Below are 19,711 nucleotides of genomic sequence, written 5' to 3'. Positions count from 1 at the left end.
CTTTTTTGCTAATCTTAGCGCAAATTAAACTGATTATTTTTTATATTTTAGAGAGTAAGATAAATGTCTGTGTTGTCTCAAATTCGTTTTATTGCAATTCCTACAGCACTACTGAAAAAAGTCGTGTTATCTACTGCTGTAGTTTCAACTGTTATTTTGAGTGGTTGTGCTTCTAAACCACAGGTTAACAATGCAACACGTTTTGCGAAAGCACCAGACTATTATACAGTTCGTTCAGGCGACACGCTGAGCGGTATTGCAACTCGTTATGGGCTGAGTTATACCTCTGTTGCAGACATGAATGATATTGCTGCGCCGTATCGTATTTATGTGGGGCAGTCATTACGTTTAAAAGGTTCGGGTAGCCCACGTACAACCACGACGCAACCTATTACACAAACCGCTCCAATTCAACGTCAAAATGTTGGTCTCCCGAGTCAAAATACGACCACCACAACCACGACAACTCCTGCTAAAGTACCGACCGCACCTGTTACGAGCTCGAAAAGTTCAACTTTACGCTGGGTAAAACCAAGTAATGGCGCTGTTTTGCAAGGTTATAATTTAGCAAATAATGTGAAAGGTATTCGCTATGCTGGTAACCAAGGTGATCCAATTTATGCAGCAGCAGATGGCCAAGTGGTGTATGCAGCAGACGGATTGAAAGAATATGGGAACTTAATTTTGGTTAAGCATATTGATGGTTATATCACAGCATATGCACACAACAGTGCGATGAATGTGAAGAGCGGTCAAAATGTGACGGCAGGACAGAAAATTGCTGAAATGGGATCCACAGGTGCAACGCGCACCATGTTAGAGTTCCAAGTACGCTTAGATGGCAAGCCAATCAATCCGACTATAGTTTTACCATTAAATTAAAAAATCTGGATGCAATGCAAAAAATTCACCGTATAATACAATGAGTTGTTTTTATCAAATAGATGAAAACTTCTCATGAATCCAGAGAGAATTTTATGTTAGATCAACTACGGGCAATGGGTGTTTTTGCTTGTGTTGTCGAAAAGAGTTCATTTAGTGGTGCCGCGCGTGAGTTAGGCATCACTACAAGTGCTGTGAGTCAGCAAATTCGTTCTTTAGAGCAAGAGATGGAAGTTGTTCTTTTACATCGCTCAACAAGAAAGTTGAATTTAACTGAAGCAGGCCAGGCTTTTTTCCACAGCTGTCAAGAAATGCTCGCCGCTGCTGAACGTGGCAAAATACGTATCAATGAATTGCGCGATGATCTCGTGGGTGAGCTGCGAATAGCCACTACGCCAGAGTTAGGTGCCAATCATGTGATTCCTGCTTTGTCGCATTGGATGTCTGCACATCGCGGATTATCTATTCATATTGAAGCAGATAATCATTATGTGGATTTGATGAATGGGCGAATTGATATTGCCCTAAGAATGAGCCCAACAGTTGATGATCAAAGCGTACATGTCGTGCCACTGGCGCGTGTGGAACAGATTTTGGTTGCATCACCGAGCTATTTGAATCAGTCTGCACCAATTTCACGACCTGAAGATTTGAAAAATCATGATCTTATTCCGATCACGATTATGAAAAATAATCATGATTTTGATTTTAAAAATGTGGTGACAGGTGACGCGGTTAAACTTGAGATGAAATCAAGAGTAGCCAGTAATAATATTTTAGTGACAAAGACTTTATGCCAACATGGGCATGGGGTTGCACGTATTCTATATTTGGATGTGCAAAAAGAATTGGTTAACGGTTCTTTAGTGGAAGTTCTTCCAGAGTGGAAGCTCCCTAACTTTACGCTATATGCCATCATTTCAAAGCATGAACAACAGCCGATGAAGATCCATCGTTGTTTGGATGCATTGAAACAATACTTTTGCCAACTACCCGGCGGTCGTATTTACCAAGACGCGAGCTAATTCGATAGAGATTGTAACTGACGATCAGTCAACCCATATACATGCTTATAAATTTTAAATGACATAACTACATAATTTGAGTTAAGCGGTTCGCATGGAACCGCTTAACATGGAGAGCAGCAGAGAAAGGCCAAAGCACTTACGCCTGTTGCTCTTTATTTTTTTCATTCAAAACAAAAACAATACTTTTATTCTAAGCTATTGAAGCCTATTCAGCCTGATCTTGCGTTAGTTCTAAAGCGCGTTGGTATGCAATTTTCTTTTTAATACCGGTCAAATCAGCTGCTAACTGTGATGCAGCTTTCACTGATAAATCTTGTAAGAGACGTGTTAAAAGCTGGTCGAGTTTTTCTTGTGCCATATCTTTTTCAGTGGTTGCGCCACCAACAACCAATACAATTTCACCTTTTTGTTGATGATGATCGTTTGCAATAAATTCAACCAACTCACCAAAAGTCATCTTCTTAATGGTTTCAAAGGTTTTGGTAATTTCACGAGCAAAACCGACAGGGCGGTCAGCACCAAAGACTTTAGCCATGTCACTGACACTGTCTAAAATACGATGTGGTGCTTCATAAAAAATAAGGGTTTGCGTTTCGTCTTTGAGCTTTTCCAAACTTGCCAGTCGTTGGGTTTGTTTAGAAGACAAAAAACCTTCAAAGCTGAAACGATCACTTGGTAAGCCCACTGAGCTTAAAGCTGCAATGGCAGCACATGCGCCCGGTACAGGGATTACGCGGATATTATGCTCTTGTGCCGCACGAACCAATTTAAAACCTGGATCACTGATAAGAGGCGTTCCTGCATCACTGATAAGCGCCATATCTTCACCGTTCAACAAACGCTGAATAAGGATGTCAATTTTGTTGCTTTCGTTATGCTCGTGGCATGCAGTAAGTGGAGTTTGAATATTAAAGTGTTTCAGTAATTGTGCTGAAGTTCGTGTATCCTCAGCAGCAATGATTTTGACTGATTTTAGTACATCAATTGCGCGGTAAGTCATGTCATCTAAGTGCCCAATAGGGGTTGCGACTACAAATAACTGGGCACTCATGGGTTTTCTCCGCGTTGCAAAATAATAAAATGATGGGTGAGGTTGGATGCTGTGTCGCATTCAATCGATACCGCGATAAGCATTCTACCTGAATTGTCCGTCGTGGCGTGAGCTAGAATGTTGTCGGCGATGGATTTGCAGGAGTCGGGAAGACATTCGATTGAAATCTAAACGCCAAGAAGGCTTTAAAACGTAAAACGAAATGAATTGATTGGTTCGAGAGACTCACAGCAGTGGTTTTAAACATCAAGACGTGAGATTTTTGATCGAAATTGAGCTTTTCAAAATGCACTGATTAAAAAATAAAAAGAAGTGGGGGAAGATAAAGAGATGAAGCTGGGACAATGGGCAGAGCAACAAGCTTTGACTGTGCTAGAAGAACAGGGGTATGTTCATGTACGGTCCAATTATCACTCGCGCTTTGGCGAAATTGATCTGATTGTACAAAAAGGGCAGGAATTGGTTTTTGTTGAGGTCAAAGCACGCTCAAAAACGCGTTTTGCGCAGGCTATTGAAACAATTTCCTATTCAAAACAACGCAAAATAGCAAAAACGGCCATGTTATTTTTACAAGATCATCCACATTTCCAGCAATATTATTGCCGCTTTGATGTGATTTGTTTTGATTTTTTTAAAGAAATTGCAAAAACCATACAGCAAGATTTTTCAAAATTCACTTATGATCAGCAATGGATAGAAAATGCTTTTACTTTTGATCAAGACTTTATTAATCTTTGAACAAAATCAAAGCTGAAATGCTGAATTAAAATAGTTTGAAAAGTTGAGGAGTCTTGCTGAGTGTTCAATCGTATTGCAATGACCGTATTATGCGTCGCAAGTTTATCTGGATGTGCAAGTTTCATTTCGGGTGGGACAGGAACAGCCGCTGTAGGAACAGAAAGCGGTGCACGTTCATTAGGGCAGGTCTTTATTGACTCTTCAATTGAGCGTACTGCAAAAATTAACTTATATAAATTGGACAGTCGTTTTAAACAGTCACGTGTCAATATCGAAAGTTTTCATGGCAATGTCTTATTAACAGGACAAGTACCCGATCAACACTTACGTCAGTTGGCTGAAGACAATGTACGTGCGATGTCGGATGTCAAAACCGTGCATAACTACATTACAGTTGGAAACCAAATTAGTTATAGCACCATCATGCAAGACACCTCAGTTACGGCAAATACACGTGGCTTGATCATGAAAGCTGCTGTTGTTTCAGATGCGAAAGTGCGTATTCACACCGAAGATGGCGTGTTATATGTGATGGGACGTTTAAATGGTGCTGAAATTACCGATTTAAACCAAGTTTTACAGCAAGTGGGGAATGTGACTAAAATTATCACACTGGTGGATAATATAGAACAACAGTCGCAAACGACCAGTGCATTTGCGTCACCAATGATCAATTCAACACCGACAGAGCAAACGCCTGTTGCGATAGACCCAGACCAAGTTGAGCCAAATAATGTTCAATAAGCTTCAGCCTTTTGTTCAAAGACTGAATCGTTCGGTAGAGTATGCAAGATTACTCTATCGTGACTTTCGTATTTATGATGTCGGTAGTTATGCCCTAAACCGTTTAACACCGCGTAAGGGTTATTCGGTCCAAGAAAATGTGGCCTATGGGTTACGCGCGCGACATCGTTTAGATTTGTTTCGCACGCAAACACCACGTGAACACCGGCCTCTAATTGTATTTGTGCATGGCGGTGCATGGATGCATGGCGATAAAAAAGATTATCGTTTTATTGGCGAAGCTTTTGCCAAAGAGGGCTTTGATGTGGCGGTGATTAACTACCACTTGGCGCCTGAGCATATTTTTCCTGCCTCTATTGATGATCTCAGCTTGGCTTTAAATTATCTCAATGTGCATCAGCTTAAATATCAAATTTCGACTGAAAAAGTGGTGTTGATGGGGCATTCAGCAGGCGCATTTAATGTGATGTCTGCGCTCTATCATCCGAAACCGTATGAAATACAATGTCGCAGCCAAATTACCGCCATTATTGGTTTAGCCGGACCTTATCATTTCGACTATAAAGGTGATCCAATCTGTGCGGATGCTTTTGATCAGAACAGGCCTTATCAAGAAGTGATGCCATATTATTTCGTCGAGTCGAATAGGGTTAAACATTATCTATTGGTTGCAGAGAATGATGATGTCGTCGGGTTAAGCAATGCCGTTGATTTGGATCGTAGGTTGAAAGAAAAAGGTAACTACAGTCAACTTTGGACGGTGCCACGCATCGGTCATATTTCAATGATTGGTTCGGTATCGAGTTTGTTTAGTCGTTACTTCACGACCAAGCAAAAAATTATGCAGGCGCTAGAGGATGCGCTTAAGCACTAATTAGGTTTTAAAGTATATTTGTTGTAGAGATGGTGAGTGAGCTTAGAGCCACTCACGTGTATCATCTGCGACCGTTGTGCCTTCTGTCGCATGCATGATCATGGCATGTGCAATACTGCCTTTGAACGGAATTTCAGGCAATTGATCAAACTTAAAGAATTGGGCATCGCTGATTTCTTCTTCTTGTAAGCAAAGCTCACCCGATGCGTATTCTGCTTTAAACGCAATCATTAAGTTACTTGGGAAAGGCCAAGGCTGACTCGCTAAGTATTGAACATTTTTAACTCGAATGCCGACTTCTTCCAAGGTTTCGCGGCGTACAGCTTCTTCTAAGGTTTCACCGACTTCAACAAAGCCTGCAATCAACCCATACATATTGCTACGGGTATTACGCGCATTTTTTGCCAACAGAATCTCATCTTCACCTCGTGTAATGACGGTGATAACACAGGGTTGTACCCGTGGATACTGATGATAACCGCAGGCAGGACAGATCATGGCATATTCGCTGGCATGTGCTTCTGTGGCGTGGCCGCAATGACTACAAAATTTATGATTGCGACGCCATTCTAGCAGTTGAATAGCTCGGCTGGCCTGCTCGAATTGTGCGGTGTTCCAGAGTGGAAGCAACTGGCGAATTGGGATGAGTTCTAAGCCTTCAGGAATCGGCTCATTGTCTAGCAGGTCTCGGGCAATCACTTGATCACCCGAGTGAAAACTTAAATCACTTGCTAGCTTTTCTACACGAGGCAATTGAAAATTATGGTCCACCAACAATTGTTGTTGGTGGAAAATATAAGCAAGTGAAAGTTCTGACATTAGGCAACAGTCTTTAGTTTTTGGCTACTGTCCAATGCTACATCAAACATACTGTGTAATACAGGCTGTTTGTTTTTTAAGTTATCAATCAGCATATCGGCACTTGCAAGAGCGTCAAGCACATGATTCACCTGAGCAGCAGTGAGCGCAGTTTCAGCCGTGATTTGTTGTTGCACAAAATCTGCTGAAATATTCAGGGCGGTTTGACCATTTTCTGCGCCTAAGAACAACATTGCGCCCGCAACTTCACGTAGTTGCGTAGGAGTATTCTCAAGTGCAGCTAAATCTTGCTCTTGCTGATATTGCGCCAACGCTTGACTACTTAAGTCGATAGAGGTTTTAGCCTCTGACAATAACGCAGCATGGGCTTCATCTAAACGGTCTAGTGAAATATTCATGTTGTTCACACGAAGCTGTAGGCGGCTTGAAGTATGGTGACGTTCTAGCACGCCAATCGAGTTCATTGCCGACAAGATCACGTTCATCAACTGCTGCGCAAAACCTTCATCTTTCAGCATATCTGCTTGACTAAGTGATGCTGCTTGACGGTTTAAGTCATTATGCGCTTCATTTAAGTTCAATACTTTGAATATGTTTGCCAAGTCGACCAGTTTTGCTTGGAGCTCTTGGGTCTTCTCAGGCGTCATGTTTTGATAGTTGTACTCAATGTCATTGCGGATTTGCGACATTTCGGTGGTTACCAAATCACTGATGGTATGCATCGTGTCGAAATCTGGGCCATACAGATGACGACTGAAAACTTGCAGCTGCGTATCTGTGAGTAGGTCGTCGCCAATATTGAGTTTGCCACGGATGTGTTGAGACACTTCGTCTTCTTGGCTGATACATAAGCTGAGAATGTTGGCAAGATCGGTGAGGCTGGCTTTGAAACGTTCAGGCCCAGTAAAAAACTGTGCAATGTTACGTTCGATGCTAATCAGAGTGCGTAAACGTGGTTCATTAATGAGCAATTGTTCAATTTGATTGAGTGCAACATAGACCAAGTTCCAATACTGTTTACTCGGCGTTTGTTCTGCTAGACCCGCTAAATAAGTTCCCACCAATTTCATTGCTTGTAAATCAAGTTCGCTTTCTTCTTGTTTCAGCATTTGACTTAAAGACAGCTTGTACAAGCGGTGAACATATTGTGATTTTTCAAGACTTGGTGCTTGAGGGAGGTTAAAATCTGGGGTGATACAGTCTAGTAATGACTCGATGTGCTGACCTTCTTGTGTTAAAGGCTTTGCTAGTGCAATTTCAAGACGGTTTAAGGTGTCGAGTAAAAACTGTGGAATTTTCACTTCTCTTAAGCAAATGAACTCAATATATCGCTTCAGCATGGTCGTGCCTTCGCTGAGTGCAATCACATCTTGCGTATTAATCTGTGCAGGATTCCCCATGATCTTGCGCATAAGCTCTGCAGAATATTCAGCAATTTTGGCCAAGCTCGACATATCAATCAAGGCAAGCACTTGAGCACATTGCTCAAATTGGTTTAATGCGTCGTCAATTCCAAAAGGTAAAGTATGATCTTCTGCTAAAATGCTCACAGCTGATTCAACCAGCTTAATGGAGTTATCCACTTCATTTTTTATTATCAGCAGCGCCGTTGGATCAAAATGAATAGAGGTTTGGTAAGACATTGATCTGCACCTATCCTAGTGTTTTATCGTGTTTATATGCGGCCCAAAGAAGGCATAGCAACTTGTTCATCACTATAGCCTAACTGAAAAATCTTGTAATACAAAAGTTAACAAAAACTTTAGAATTTATTTGGCAAAAAGGCAGGGTGTGCCATGTTTTTCTTGGTATTGTTTGACCCAAGTCTCATGTGCTTCAAGTTCTTCGGCTGAAGGGTGAATTACCGCCAATTCAATATCCAGTGCTTGGCGCTGACTTTGCCCATTTTGTTGTTCACTATGTGACAGGGCATCCATATCAAAGGAAACCTGACCACCTGTCATAGCCAAGTAAACGTCGGCTAGAATTTCAGCATCCAGTAAGGCCCCGTGGAAGGTACGGTCACGCTGTGGAATTTCGTAACGGCGAACTAAGGCATCGAGTGAGTTTTTTTGCCCCGGATGCTTAGATTTTGCCATCGCGAGGGTATCTGTCACCGCACAAACTTCAGAAAGCGCAACAAATCCTGCACGTTTGAACTCCATGTCTAAGAAGTTCATATCGAAGTTTGCATTATGCGCAATGATTTCCGCACCTTTGAGATAGGCAAATAAAGTGTCAGCAATCTCTTGATACAGCGGTTTATCTTTTAAAAAGTCATCAGAGATCCCGTGGACATTTTCAGAATCGCCCACAGGTTTTTTCGGGTTGATGTAGATATGAATAGAGCTGCCTGTGAGCTTTCGATTGACCATTTCAATCGCGCCAACTTCAATAATGCGATCACCATCTTGATAATAAAAACCCGTGGTCTCTGTATCGAGGATGAGCTGTCGAGGTCCAAAGACCTCAACCTTACGTGGAGTAATCACAATTTGCGGATGTTGTTTGAGTTGTGTTAAATCGACACTTGCCGCAACTTCAGGCGTTTGTTCAGTAGAAGCAACCGTTGTGCCAAGTTCTGGTTCAGCCATTAAACTTGGCTTTTGTTCTGCAACGTGTATTTCACTTTCGGCTAAATCTTCGCTGTTATCAACTTCTTCGTCATCGAAACCCAAACCAAAAGGGTCGTTTAACAACCAGTCTGGTTCAATTTTTTTTTTATCTACAGATGGTTCTGTTGTCGTTGTTTTAGACTGACGAAGTTGAGCCTGTGTTTGATCGGCACCGAGGTTTGCCAATTGATCTGCCATTTCATTACCTTCATGACCTGCATGGCCTTTGACCCAGTGCCAGTCGATATCACGGCCTTGGCAGGCTGCATCGAGTTTTTTCCATAAATCTGGGTTTTTAACGTCTTTCCAGTTTTTCTTTTTCCAACCCGTAATCCACTCGGTAATGCCACGTTTGACATAGGTTGAATCTGTCCAGACTACCAACTTCGCATCGGTTGGGCAAAAAAGAATGCCTTCAATGGCCGCGGTGAGTTCCATACGGTTATTGGTGGTGTTGTCTTCACCGCCACACAGTTTATGTTCTTCAGTTTCTGTAATAATGTACGCGCCCCATCCCCCAAGACCAGGGTTTCCACGACAAGCACCATCGACATACAGGGTAATTGTTTGTGACATACACAACTTCCGTAAACTGAAAATTAAAACTAAGCGGGCACCATTGTATAACGCAAATGCACTAGAGAAGTGTATAAGATGCAGCTTTTTTAATTTCTTGTAACATTTATACTGATTTCAAGTTAAATTAACGCCTTGTGTCTGCGGCGTGCTTTACTACAATGGCAGATCTAAAAAATAAATTTTATACGAGTTGTTTGGATTTTCTTATGTATAAGTCAGCTGCCATTTTTGGCCAACCGATGTTACCGACATTATTTAAAATTACAGTACTCGGTTCAGCACTTGCGACACTTGGACTGGCTGGTTGTTCCTCGACGCAAAGTGCAACGCAAACATCTAAATCCAAACAAGTCGGATCGAACTACCTAGATGCAAACAGCCTAGATTCTTTAGAAGATTTACTTTCTGCAACCGACATGCGTGCGGTGGAAGGAGACCGACTGTTGGTGTTAAAGCACGGTGACGTTTGGAAGCGTATGACTGTGGGCTTTAAAATGAACACAGATCATTGGAATCCGCGTATTGATGCTCAGCGTGGGTGGTTCATTTCACGCCAACCGTATTTGGATCGTTTAAGTGCACGTGCTTCACGTTATTTGTATCACACTGTTAAAGAAGCCGAGCGTCGCGGATTACCAACAGAGCTGGCTCTTCTGCCTGTGATTGAAAGTTCGTATGACCCTGCTGCAACCAGTAGTGCTGCGGCTGCGGGCTTATGGCAGTTTATTCCAAGTACGGGCCGCATTTATGGCTTAAAACAAAGTAGCCAATACGACGGTCGCCGTGATGTGGTCGAGTCAACGCGTGCTGCATATGAGTTCTTGGGCAGTTTATATAACCAGTTTGGTTCGTGGGAACTTGCACTAGCGGCTTATAACGCAGGTCCGGGCCGTATTCAACAAGCGATTAACCGTAATAAAGCCGCAGGTTTGCCGACAGATTATTGGTCATTAAAACTGCCTGAAGAAACCATGAATTATGTGCCACGTTTCTTGGCGGTTGCACAGATCATTAAAAATCCAAATGCCTATAACATCAATTTACCGCCGATTGCGAACCGTCCGCACTTTAGAGAAGTGACTGTGGGTGCAGTGAGTTTAAATGAGGTGGCATCGATTACAGGTTTAAGCCGTGCTGAGTTATACCAGTTAAACCCCGGGCACAGAGGCGAGTCAATTGACGGCACGAGTCCAATGCGGATCTTAATTCCTGCAGATTTGAGCCCTTCTGTTGATGTACGTTTGAAGAAATTACAGGGTGGTTCTGGTGGCTTATGGGCATCTGCAAATACCAAGCTGCCTGAAAATAACCAAACGATTCAACCAAGCAAAATCGAACCGCCAACGTTGAACACCAAAGCGATCACACCGTCGAAAACTACACCACCTGTTTTAGCGACGACAACAACAAAAACCACAACAGGAAAGCCTGCCACTTCGTCTACAGTAACGTCGTCGAGCAGTACTGCTATTGCGACGCCGTCTCGTGGTTCAACGCCTAAGGGTTCTAATGCCCTGGCTGCTTTTGCTGCCAATAGTGATATTCCAAGTGCGCCGCGTATTCCAGTTGCGGTTACGCCTGTCACGTCAGTGAAACCCGTTTCCGTTGAACCACCAATTTCAGCAGCAGAGCGTGAGCAGTTAACCGCGGCAATTCAAGCCGAAGGTCAAAGCAAAACTGTCGATGAAGTTCTGAAACCAGTTGCGACGAAAGCAGAGCAAGCTGAAGTGGTAGCTGAAATTCAAGCTTTGGCCCCTCAAGGCACAGAAATTGTGGATCCTTTAGATGGTAAAATTAAGCTCACCGCAATTCAAACCAGTCAGTCTGTGGCTGAGCTGCAAGGCAAAGAGTTAACCAAAGGTTTTGCTTATCCAAAATCTGTGGCTGACAATACCCGCTTAGATTCAGATGAAGTGAAACGTAATCAAGGCAAAAACTTTATTAAGACTGACTCTGAAATCGTAATTGTGCCGCCAAAAGGTAAACGTTCAACTTATACCGTACAACCGGGCGATACTTTGGCGCTGATTGCTGCCAAAAATGGGGTGAACTGGCGTGATGTGGCGAAGTGGAACCAAATGGATGCCAATGCCACACTTTATGTCGGTACATCGATTTATTTATATGATGCAAAACCACAAGCTGAAAAAGTCGAAGCTCGTTCTACCGTGAAAGCTGAGACTAAACCCGAGAGTTATACTGTTCGTGCCAATGATACCTTAACCGGTATCGCGGATGAGTTCGGTTTAAGCTTAAAACAGTTGGTCGACTATAACGGTTTAAGCGTGACGAGTGGTGTACGTGTGGGACAAAAGCTTTCTTTAAAAGAAACGGCTCAATCCCGTGCTAAAATCAATGATGAGAAAGCTACTAGCCAAACCAAAGTAGCAACCCAGTTTTATACAGTGAAACGTGGTGAATATCTGAAACTGATTGCAGACCGCTATGCGCTGTCAAATCAAGAATTGGCAGATTTAACACCGGGTTTAAATGCGGGCAGCAACCTGTTAGTTGGACAAAAAATTAATGTGCCACTTAATGATGTTAAAAGCTTAGCGACAAGTAGTGCTAAAATGCCTTCAGTTAAAGCTGAGCCGCAGTTCAAAGTTGAAAGCTATAAAGTACAACGTGGTGATACATTGTATAGCATTGCATCACAGTCGAAGATGAGCCTGTCGGAGCTGGCTGATCTCAATAATCTTTCAACCAATAGCGGCTTGCAAGTGGGTCAAAGTATTAAGATCCCTGCGGGTTCAAGCGTGCCAGATACTTATACCGTTCAGTCCGGAGACTCATTAACTGCGATTGCTTCGAAATATAATTTGGGTATGGATTATATTGCTGACCTCAACAACATGAGTCGTACAGCGGGCTTACGTGCGGGTCAAAAGCTCAAATTAACGGGTGAAGTGCCTGCTGTTGAAACGCCGAAAACAGTCGAAAAACAAACGACTGCAAGTAATAACTCAACGGATATTCACGTTGTGAAATCGGGTGAAACCCTAAATAGCATTGCGCGTAAATATCACTTGCAACTGAACTATTTGGCTGAATTGAACAACCTGAGCCGTACTGCGAATGTTCGTGTGGGTCAGCGTTTGAAAATTGAAGGTGATGTTGATCCTGCGCCAATCAAAACTGAAACAGTGGTAGCAAAACCACAAGCAACTTCAGGTCGGGCAACTGAAAGCTATAAAGTGAAGTCAGGCGAGTCGTTAAACTCCATTGCTAGTCGTGCTGGGATGTCAGTGTCAGAGCTTGCTGCTTTAAATAACCTCAGTGCACGTGCGGGCTTACAAGTTGGGCAAACCATTCAAATCCCAAAACTTATTTCGCAGTACACAGTGAAACGTGGTGATACCTTAATTGGACTGGCAAGTCGTTATGGTATGGACACTTCGCAATTGGCTGAGCTCAATGACATTAAACCGAATACGCAGTTGCGCATTGGCGATGTAATTAAGGTGCCGAACTAATATTGAGTTGAAATGCTATTTCAGAGAAAGCCCCGATGAAGGTTAGAACAACACTCTTGCTGTTCAGCCTTGTAGCGATTCCATTAAAGGCATGGTCTGCACTGCAGACCATGCCTTTTATTGCACCTTATGGTACGCCGAAATACAGCCAATTGGATCATTTACCTTATGCCAATGTGCAGGCACCGAAGGGTGGCGAATTAACACGTGCAGTCATTGGGAGTTTTGATAACTTAAACAGTATGAATGGTCGTGGTACTGCGGTTGAGGGAACCAATTATTTATTTGACTCGCTCATGAGTAGTTCTTTGGATGAGCCTGCGGTGATGTATCCGTTGCTGGCAGAAAAGGTCAGCTATGACCCGAAAAACTTTAACACCATCATTTTTCATTTAAACCCAAAAGCACGGTTTAGTGATGGCAGTCCTGTTACCGCAGCCGATGTAAAGTTCAGTTTTGATATCTTTCAAAGCAAATCCAATTTTGGCTTACAGATGTATTTATCGGATTTAGCCAAGATCGAAGTATTGTCCAAATACAGCGTCAAAATGCATTTTAAAACCCGAAATAATGTGGAAATGCCTTTGATTGTAGCCAGAATGCCAATTTATTCCAAAAAAGACTGGCAAGGTAAAGATTTCAGCCAAACTTCAGTCAAACCGATTTTAGGCTCAGGTCCTTATCTTTTAGAGAAAATCAATGCCGGGCAGCGGGTTGTTTATAAACGTAATCCAAAGTATTGGGCCAGAGATTTAAAGGTCAATCTAGGGCGCTATAATTTTAATCGCGTGGGTTATGTGTACTATCGTAGCAAAGATATTGCTTTTACTGCATTTAAGTCGGGTTTATATACCTTGCATGAGGAAGAGTCTGCACGACAATGGGTGACAGCCTATAACTTTCCCGCAGCGAAACAAGGTCTCGTTAAAAAATATCGATTTAAGCATTTCAATCCGATTCCAACGCAAAGTTTTGTGTTTAATACTCGCCGTCAGCCCTTCCAAGATATTTATTTTCGCCAAGCTTTAACCTATGCCTACGACTTTGAGTGGCAAAACAAAGCGATGTTCTATGGGCAATATCAACGCTTGCAAAGTTATTTCTCTAACAGTGAATTGGAGGCCAAAGGTGTGCCTTCGGCTGCTGAAATTAAAATTTTAAAGCCTTATTTAGCGAAATTGCATCCTGTGCAGCGAGATGGCGTTTTAAAGAACTGGCGTTATTCAGCTTCAGATGGATCGGGCTATAATCGAAATAATTTACTCATTGCGCGACAGATTTTATTAAAAAATGGCTATACATATAATGAAGAAGGTCAATTGTTGGATCGGAAGAATAACCCGATTCAGTTTGAGTTTCTGATTCAGCCGAGTGATGCTGTGCGTGAAATTACGCCTTTTGTTCGCCATCTAAAGCGTCTAGGAATACAGCTGAACATTCGACAGGTTGATACACCGCAGTACTATGAGCGTATGCGGACTCAAGATTTTGATATGACCCTACAAACGATGCCACAGTCTTTGACACCGGGCAAAGAACAGGTGCAACTGTGGGGCAGTGCTTCAGCCCATCAGGTGGGAAATTATAATTATTCGGGTATTCAAAATCCGGTGATTGATCAGATGATCCGACAGTTGATTCAAGCGCATGATCGTAAGCAAGTGGTCGTTCAAACGCGTATTTTAGATCGCTTGTTGCGTGCGGGTTATTATCAAATTCCAACCTATGGTAAAGCGGATCAATGGTATGCCTATTGGAATATGTACCAAAAACCGGCACGGAGTCCACAGTTGCATGTCGGTTTGGATTATTGGTGGAGTGATGCCAAACAGGCGAAACAGGTGAGTCAGTACTTAGGTCAGGCAGCCAAGCCATAAGCTGGTATAGGGGTTTTTGAGATGCGTATTTATATATTCAAAAGGCTGTTGCTGATCGTTCCGACCTTATTTCTGATTTTACTGATCAATTTTGCTGTGATTCAAATTGCGCCCGGTGGTCCTGTTGAGCAAGCCATTCAACAAGCGGAAGCTATGCAAACTTTGGGTAATTTGGGCGGTGCAGGTGGAGGCTCAAATGTCTATCAAGGCGCGCAAGGGCTCAGTGATGAAATGCTCGCAAAGATCAAAGCACATTATGGTTTTGATCAGCCCATGCATATACGCTTTTTTGAAATGGTGAAAAATTACGCGCAACTGGACTTCGGAACGAGCTTTTTTAAAGACCAGTCCGTTACAGCGCTGATTAAGGATAAATTACCTGTATCCGTGTCCTTGGGGCTGTGGAGTGCTTTGCTAATTTATCTGATTTCGATTCCTTTGGGCATCAAAAAAGCCCGATTGCACGGCACAGTATTTGATCAGTCTACATCGCTCCTGTTGGCAGTGGCCTATGCAGTTCCTGCATTTATTTTTGCAATTCTCTTGATTGTCTTTTTTGCAGGCGGTTCTTATTTCCAATGGTTCCCCTTACAAGGTTTGGTTTCGGAAAATTTTGCGGATTTGTCGTTATGGGGCAAAATTAAAGATTATTTCTGGCACATGGCTTTACCGCTTTTGGCGATGGTGATTGGTGGCTTTGCCACAGTGACTTATCTCACCAAGTATTCGTTTATGGAAGAGCTAGGCAAGCCTTATGTGCTGACGGCACGTTCCAAAGGCCTGACTGAGTCTCAAGTGTTGTATGGTCATGTGTTTCGCAATGCGATATTAATTGTGGTTGCTGGTTTACCTGAAGCTTTAATCGCTTACTTCTTTGTGGGCAATTTATTTATTGAGATCATTTTTAATCTGGATGGTTTAGGTTTATTGGGCTTTGAGGCGATTGTGCAGCGTGACTATCCTGTGATTTTTGGCACCTTATTCATTTTTACTTTGTTGGGCTTGCTGCTGCGTCTAATTGGCGATGTGTTGTATCAGTGGATTGATCCGCGAATACATTTTGATTCGCAAGGGAGAGGCTGATGTCACCCATTTTACAGGCAGGTTTCAAACGATTTAAGCAAAATAAGCTCGGTCTTAGTTGTAGTATTTTATTTATCTGTGTTTTTGTACTGTCTTTAGCCTCAGAGCTAATCGCGAATGATAAACCACTATTGGTTAAGTATGATCAGACCTTATATTTCCCTGTATTGAAACACTATCCTGAAACGACTTTTGGCGGTGTTTTCGAAACTGAAACTGAATATAAAGATCCAGTGGTACAGCAGCTGATTCAAGCAAAAGGTTGGGTTGTTTGGCCGTTGATTCGATATTCATATCAAACCCCCAATGTTGATTTGACAGTCCCTGTACCCTCACCACCCACGATGCAAAATTGGCTCGGGACAGATGACCAAGGTCGTGATGTTTTGGCACGAGTATTATATGGCTTACGTGTCTCACTACTGTTTGGTTTTATTTTAACTTTCAGCTCAGCTGTACTGGGCATTGTGATTGGTGCACTACAAGGTTATTACGGTGGTTGGGTCGATTTAATCGGGCAGCGCATTTTAGAAGTGTGGGGCGGGTTACCCATGCTGTTCATGGTGATGATTTTAGTCAGTATGTTTAGCCCAAATATTTACTGGCTGTTTTTAATCATGCTGTTATTTAGTTGGACAATTTTAGTTCCACTGGTACGTGCTGAGTTTTTAAGGGCCCGCCAGTTGGACTATGTCCGTGCCGCGCGAAGTTTAGGTGTCACTAACCGAGCTATTATTTTTCGGCATATTTTACCCAATGCGATCAGCTCGAGTCTGTCACAACTGCCTTTTATCTTAACTGCCAATATTACAGCACTAACAGCACTGGATTTCTTGGGTTATGGCCTACCGCCTGATGCGGCATCATTAGGCGAGCTTTTGTTACAAGGTAAGAATAATTTAAACGCACCATGGTTGGCCCTGTCTGGCTTTTTCAGCTTGGCCCTTGTGCTTGCGTTGCTGATGTATATCGGGGAGGCTTTGCGCGATGCATTTGACCCTAGACGCCAATAGTACAGCCCCTATACTTAAAGTGAATGCACTGAGTATTCAAAGTGCAGAACGCCTATTGGTCGATCAGCTCAGTTTTGAACTGTATGCTGGGCAGACTTTGGCGCTGGTTGGAGAGAGCGGTTCAGGAAAATCGGTCAGTGCTTTATCCTTGATGGGTTTGTTGCCGAAAGTTTTACAAGTGCAAGGCTCAGTGCTGTTAGGCGGAAAAAATCTCTTAAAGCTGAGCGATACGCAACTTAGGTCGATTCGTGGGCAAAAAATCGCGATGGTTTTTCAAGAGCCGATGACTGCCTTGAATTCTTTGCATCGAGTAGAAAAAATCATTGCCGAGACTTTATGGTTACAGGGCTGGTCGAAAGCTCAAGCGCGGCAACGTGTGATTGCCTTGCTAGAAGATGTGGGCATTCCAAATCCTGAAAGTGTGTTGCAGCGTTTTCCTTATGAGCTGTCTGGTGGCCAACGCCAGCGGGTCATGATTGCTATGGCACTGGTGCAAGAGCCTGATATTTTGATTGCTGATGAGCCCACCACGGCACTAGATGTCATGCTGCAAGTTCAAATTTTAGACTTGCTGAAGTCTTTACAACAGCGCCATAACATGGCCATGATTTTGATTAGCCATGACCTCAACTTGGTGAAACACTATGCTGATGATGCCGTGGTCATCCATCAAGGTAAGGTCGTAGAGCAAGGGGCGGTTGCGCAGATTTTTGAGCAGTCGCAGTCTACTTATACTCAAAACTTACTCAATCATTCTTTTGGTCAAGCCATTAATGTACAAGATGCAGCACCTTTGCTCCGCTTAAAACAACTTGAGGTTAAATTTCCGATTAAAAAAGGCTGGTTTAATCGCACGACACAGTATCTTGCTGCGGTTGAAGCTTTGGACTTGAGCTTGGCTCAAGGGCATTCTTTGGGAGTGGTGGGGGAAAGTGGTGCAGGCAAAAGTTCTTTGGCACTGGCCGTAGCAAGGCTGATTGAAAGTCGAGGAAAGATCCAGTTTGGAGAACATGATTTAAACCAACTCTCGCAAAAGGCATTACGTCCGCTTCGCGGTGATTTTCAAATCGTGTTTCAAGACCCGTTCGCAAGTTTGAACCCACGCATGAGTGTTGAACAAATCATTGCAGAAGGTTTGGCTTTAAAGCCTTTGTCTTTGTTTGAGAGGACACAACATGTTGAGAATGTCTTAACTCAGGTGGAGTTGCCTGTCACATTTAAAAGCTATTATCCACATGAGCTATCCGGTGGACAGAGACAGCGTGTGGCTTTGGCACGAGCCTTGGTACTTCAACCTAAACTATTGATTTTAGATGAACCAACTTCGGCCTTAGACCGAAGTACGCAGCGTTCGATTGTGGCGTTATTACGCCGTCTACAACTCGAGCAGGGTGTGAGCTATTTGTTTATTAGTCATGACTTACAAGTGGTACGGGCACTCTGCCAACAAGTTTTGGTCTTACGACATGCCAAAGTGGTGGAGTTGCAAGCCACTGAACAACTTTTTGAACAACCGCAGTCTGACTATACGCGTCAATTGATTCAAGCCAGTCAGTATCAGTAAAATCATTTTCTAAATAAAAGATCAGAAATTTTGACAAAATGAATTGTCAAATTCTCTTGACTGTAGCCAAAAAATACATAGAGTAAAAACACTAAAAAATATTAAAGGATGAATTTTCATGAGCCAGCTTGCAAGCGCAATCGACATTGGGCAGGTCCATTTTAAAAATAAGATGATTAAAGGGGCAATGAGTGAAGCACTGGCCAATCATGCTGGCCAGCCGAATCATTTGCACTTAGGCTTGTATGAGGCTTGGGCAAAAGGAGGCCTAGGCTGTGCCATTACAGGTAATGTGATGGTGGACTTCCGAGCTAAAAATGAGCCAGGCGTGGTGGTGATTGAAACCGAGCGTGACTTAGAACCACTAAAACAATGGGCTGCGATTGGTAAAAAACATGGCATGGTGCAATTGGTACAGTTGTCACATCCGGGCCGTCAATGTCCTAAGGGTTTAAATAAGGAAACGGTTGCACCTTCAGCAGTACCGTTTAGCCCTGCTTTAGCAATGAGCTTTGGAACGCCACGAGCGCTCCTTGAAGATGAAATCCTTGATATTATCCAACGTTTTGCAACTTCAGCTGCCATTTGTGAGAAAGCGGGCTTTGAAGGCGTGCAATTACATGGTGCACATGGCTATCTCATCAGTCAGTTTTTATCGCCATTGACCAATAAACGCCAAGATCAATGGGGGGGCTCTTCTGAAAACCGTATGCGTTTTTTATTAGAAATTTATAAAGCAGTACGTGCAGTGACTTCAGAGCAGTTTATTATTTCGGTCAAACTCAACTCGGCAGATTTTCAGCGTGGTGGAATCTCGGAAGAAGATGTCATTGCGACATTTAAAGCTATTGATGCGGCTGGGATTGATTTGATTGAAATTTCAGGGGGCAGCTATGAAGCACCTGCGATGGCAGGGGTGAAGCAAGAAAAACGTAAAGCGTCGACCATTGCACGTGAGGCTTACTTTTTAGAGTTTGCTGAAAAAATTCGTGAACAAGTCCAGTGTAAGTTGATGGTGACAGGCGGTTTTCGTACTGCTGCGGGTATGAACGCAGCCTTAGCGAGTGGCGCGTGTGATTTTATTGGGATGGCACGCCCGTTTGCGGTAGAACCTGACGTGACCAACCGTTTAATTGCAGGTCAAGATGTGCGTTATGCAGTCGATAAGATCAAAACAGGCATTTCGATGATTGATAAAATGGCGATTATGGAAGTGATCTGGTATGCCGCGCAATTTAAGGATATCGCAGAAGGTAAACGACCAAATCCGAAACTGTCACCGCTCAAAGTGTTTTTTAATTATTTAAAAGGCAATGTAAAGGCGGTGATTAAAGGGCAAGTCAACTCTAGAAAGTCTGCCTAAGTAGA

Annotated in this window: 15 protein-coding genes; 11 read left to right on the top strand and 4 right to left on the bottom strand. The window is 43.0% G+C overall.

The genetic code is table 11. The features are described from left to right. The first annotated feature begins 63 nt into the window (after positions 1 to 63). Together AC4MC0_RS11305 and AC4MC0_RS11300 are read left to right on the top strand one after the other, a co-directional pair. The gene (locus AC4MC0_RS11305; protein WP_259233465.1) at positions 64 to 882 is read left to right on the top strand and encodes a peptidoglycan DD-metalloendopeptidase family protein; all 819 of its coding nucleotides are present in this window, start codon (positions 64 to 66) and stop codon (positions 880 to 882) included. 95 nt (positions 883 to 977) lie between these two features. After that, positions 978 to 1,907, top strand: coding sequence for a LysR family transcriptional regulator (locus AC4MC0_RS11300; RefSeq protein WP_178896125.1), 930 nt, complete (start codon positions 978 to 980; stop codon positions 1,905 to 1,907). Positions 1,908 to 2,115: 208 nt separating this feature from the next. Here AC4MC0_RS11300 and rsmI read toward each other — a convergent pair whose 3' ends face one another. Then, entirely contained in the window at positions 2,116 to 2,961 is an 846-nt protein-coding gene (gene rsmI / locus AC4MC0_RS11295; RefSeq protein ID WP_491887064.1) for a 16S rRNA (cytidine(1402)-2'-O)-methyltransferase, read from the bottom strand. Between the two features lie 330 nt (positions 2,962 to 3,291). On the opposite strand from rsmI, the gene AC4MC0_RS11290 reads away from it, so the two are divergent. From AC4MC0_RS11290 to AC4MC0_RS11280, 3 genes are read left to right on the top strand one after another with little or no spacing between them, the layout of a single operon-like run. Beyond that, a complete protein-coding gene (locus tag AC4MC0_RS11290) occupies positions 3,292 to 3,699 on the top strand; it encodes a YraN family protein (protein ID WP_078388871.1) in 408 nt (135 codons plus the stop codon). Between the two features lie 60 nt (positions 3,700 to 3,759). Continuing rightward, entirely contained in the window at positions 3,760 to 4,443 is a 684-nt protein-coding gene (locus tag AC4MC0_RS11285) for a BON domain-containing protein (RefSeq protein ID WP_005399779.1), read from the top strand. Continuing rightward, a complete protein-coding gene (locus AC4MC0_RS11280) occupies positions 4,433 to 5,317 on the top strand; it encodes an alpha/beta hydrolase (protein ID WP_010326353.1) in 885 nt (294 codons plus the stop codon). Before AC4MC0_RS11285 ends, AC4MC0_RS11280 begins: the two co-directional genes overlap by 11 nt. A gap of 42 nt (positions 5,318 to 5,359) precedes the next feature. Here the strand turns inward: AC4MC0_RS11280 and nudC are convergent, their stop codons facing one another. The 3 genes from nudC to dnaQ form a co-directional block, all read right to left on the bottom strand. Continuing rightward, positions 5,360 to 6,136 carry an NAD(+) diphosphatase gene (gene nudC, locus AC4MC0_RS11275; RefSeq protein ID WP_491887063.1) on the bottom strand — a complete coding sequence of 259 codons (777 nt, stop codon included), beginning with the start codon at positions 6,134 to 6,136 and terminating at the stop codon, positions 5,360 to 5,362. Then, a complete protein-coding gene (locus AC4MC0_RS11270; protein WP_491887062.1) occupies positions 6,136 to 7,779 on the bottom strand; it encodes a chemotaxis protein in 1,644 nt (547 codons plus the stop codon). The genes nudC and AC4MC0_RS11270 overlap by 1 nt, the downstream gene beginning before the upstream one ends. Positions 7,780 to 7,905: 126 nt before the next feature. Beyond that, positions 7,906 to 9,327, bottom strand: a complete 1,422-nt coding sequence (gene dnaQ / locus AC4MC0_RS11265) for a DNA polymerase III subunit epsilon (RefSeq protein ID WP_491887061.1) — start codon at positions 9,325 to 9,327, stop codon at positions 7,906 to 7,908. A 209-nt stretch (positions 9,328 to 9,536) separates the two neighbouring features. Here dnaQ and AC4MC0_RS11260 point away from each other — a divergent pair, with 209 nt between their 5' ends. From AC4MC0_RS11260 to AC4MC0_RS11235, 6 genes are all read left to right on the top strand, one after another. Further along, positions 9,537 to 12,806, top strand: a complete 3,270-nt coding sequence (locus AC4MC0_RS11260; protein WP_491887060.1) for a lytic transglycosylase — start codon at positions 9,537 to 9,539, stop codon at positions 12,804 to 12,806. Positions 12,807 to 12,841: 35 nt separating this feature from the next. Beyond that, complete coding sequence (locus AC4MC0_RS11255; protein WP_491887059.1) at positions 12,842 to 14,683, top strand: extracellular solute-binding protein; 1,842 nt, start codon at positions 12,842 to 12,844, stop codon at positions 14,681 to 14,683. A gap of 21 nt (positions 14,684 to 14,704) precedes the next feature. Further along, a complete protein-coding gene (locus AC4MC0_RS11250; protein ID WP_178904983.1) occupies positions 14,705 to 15,766 on the top strand; it encodes a microcin C ABC transporter permease YejB in 1,062 nt (353 codons plus the stop codon). Continuing rightward, positions 15,766 to 16,779 (top strand): ABC transporter permease, encoded by a 1,014-nt coding sequence (locus AC4MC0_RS11245; RefSeq protein WP_058869311.1) that lies wholly within the window; start codon positions 15,766 to 15,768, stop codon positions 16,777 to 16,779. Before AC4MC0_RS11250 ends, AC4MC0_RS11245 begins: the two co-directional genes overlap by 1 nt. Further along, entirely contained in the window at positions 16,754 to 18,343 is a 1,590-nt protein-coding gene (locus AC4MC0_RS11240; protein WP_491887058.1) for an ABC transporter ATP-binding protein, read from the top strand. Before AC4MC0_RS11245 ends, AC4MC0_RS11240 begins: the two co-directional genes overlap by 26 nt. 118 nt (positions 18,344 to 18,461) lie before the next feature. Further along, positions 18,462 to 19,706 (top strand): NADH:flavin oxidoreductase/NADH oxidase family protein, encoded by a 1,245-nt coding sequence (locus AC4MC0_RS11235; RefSeq protein WP_491887057.1) that lies wholly within the window; start codon positions 18,462 to 18,464, stop codon positions 19,704 to 19,706. Positions 19,707 to 19,711: the final 5 nt, after the last annotated feature.

The organism is Acinetobacter sp. CAU_H_S139_7, from assembly GCF_058599305.1.
The sequence above is the reverse complement of the archived record's forward strand: the minus strand, read 5'-3'. Positions and strand labels throughout refer to the sequence as shown.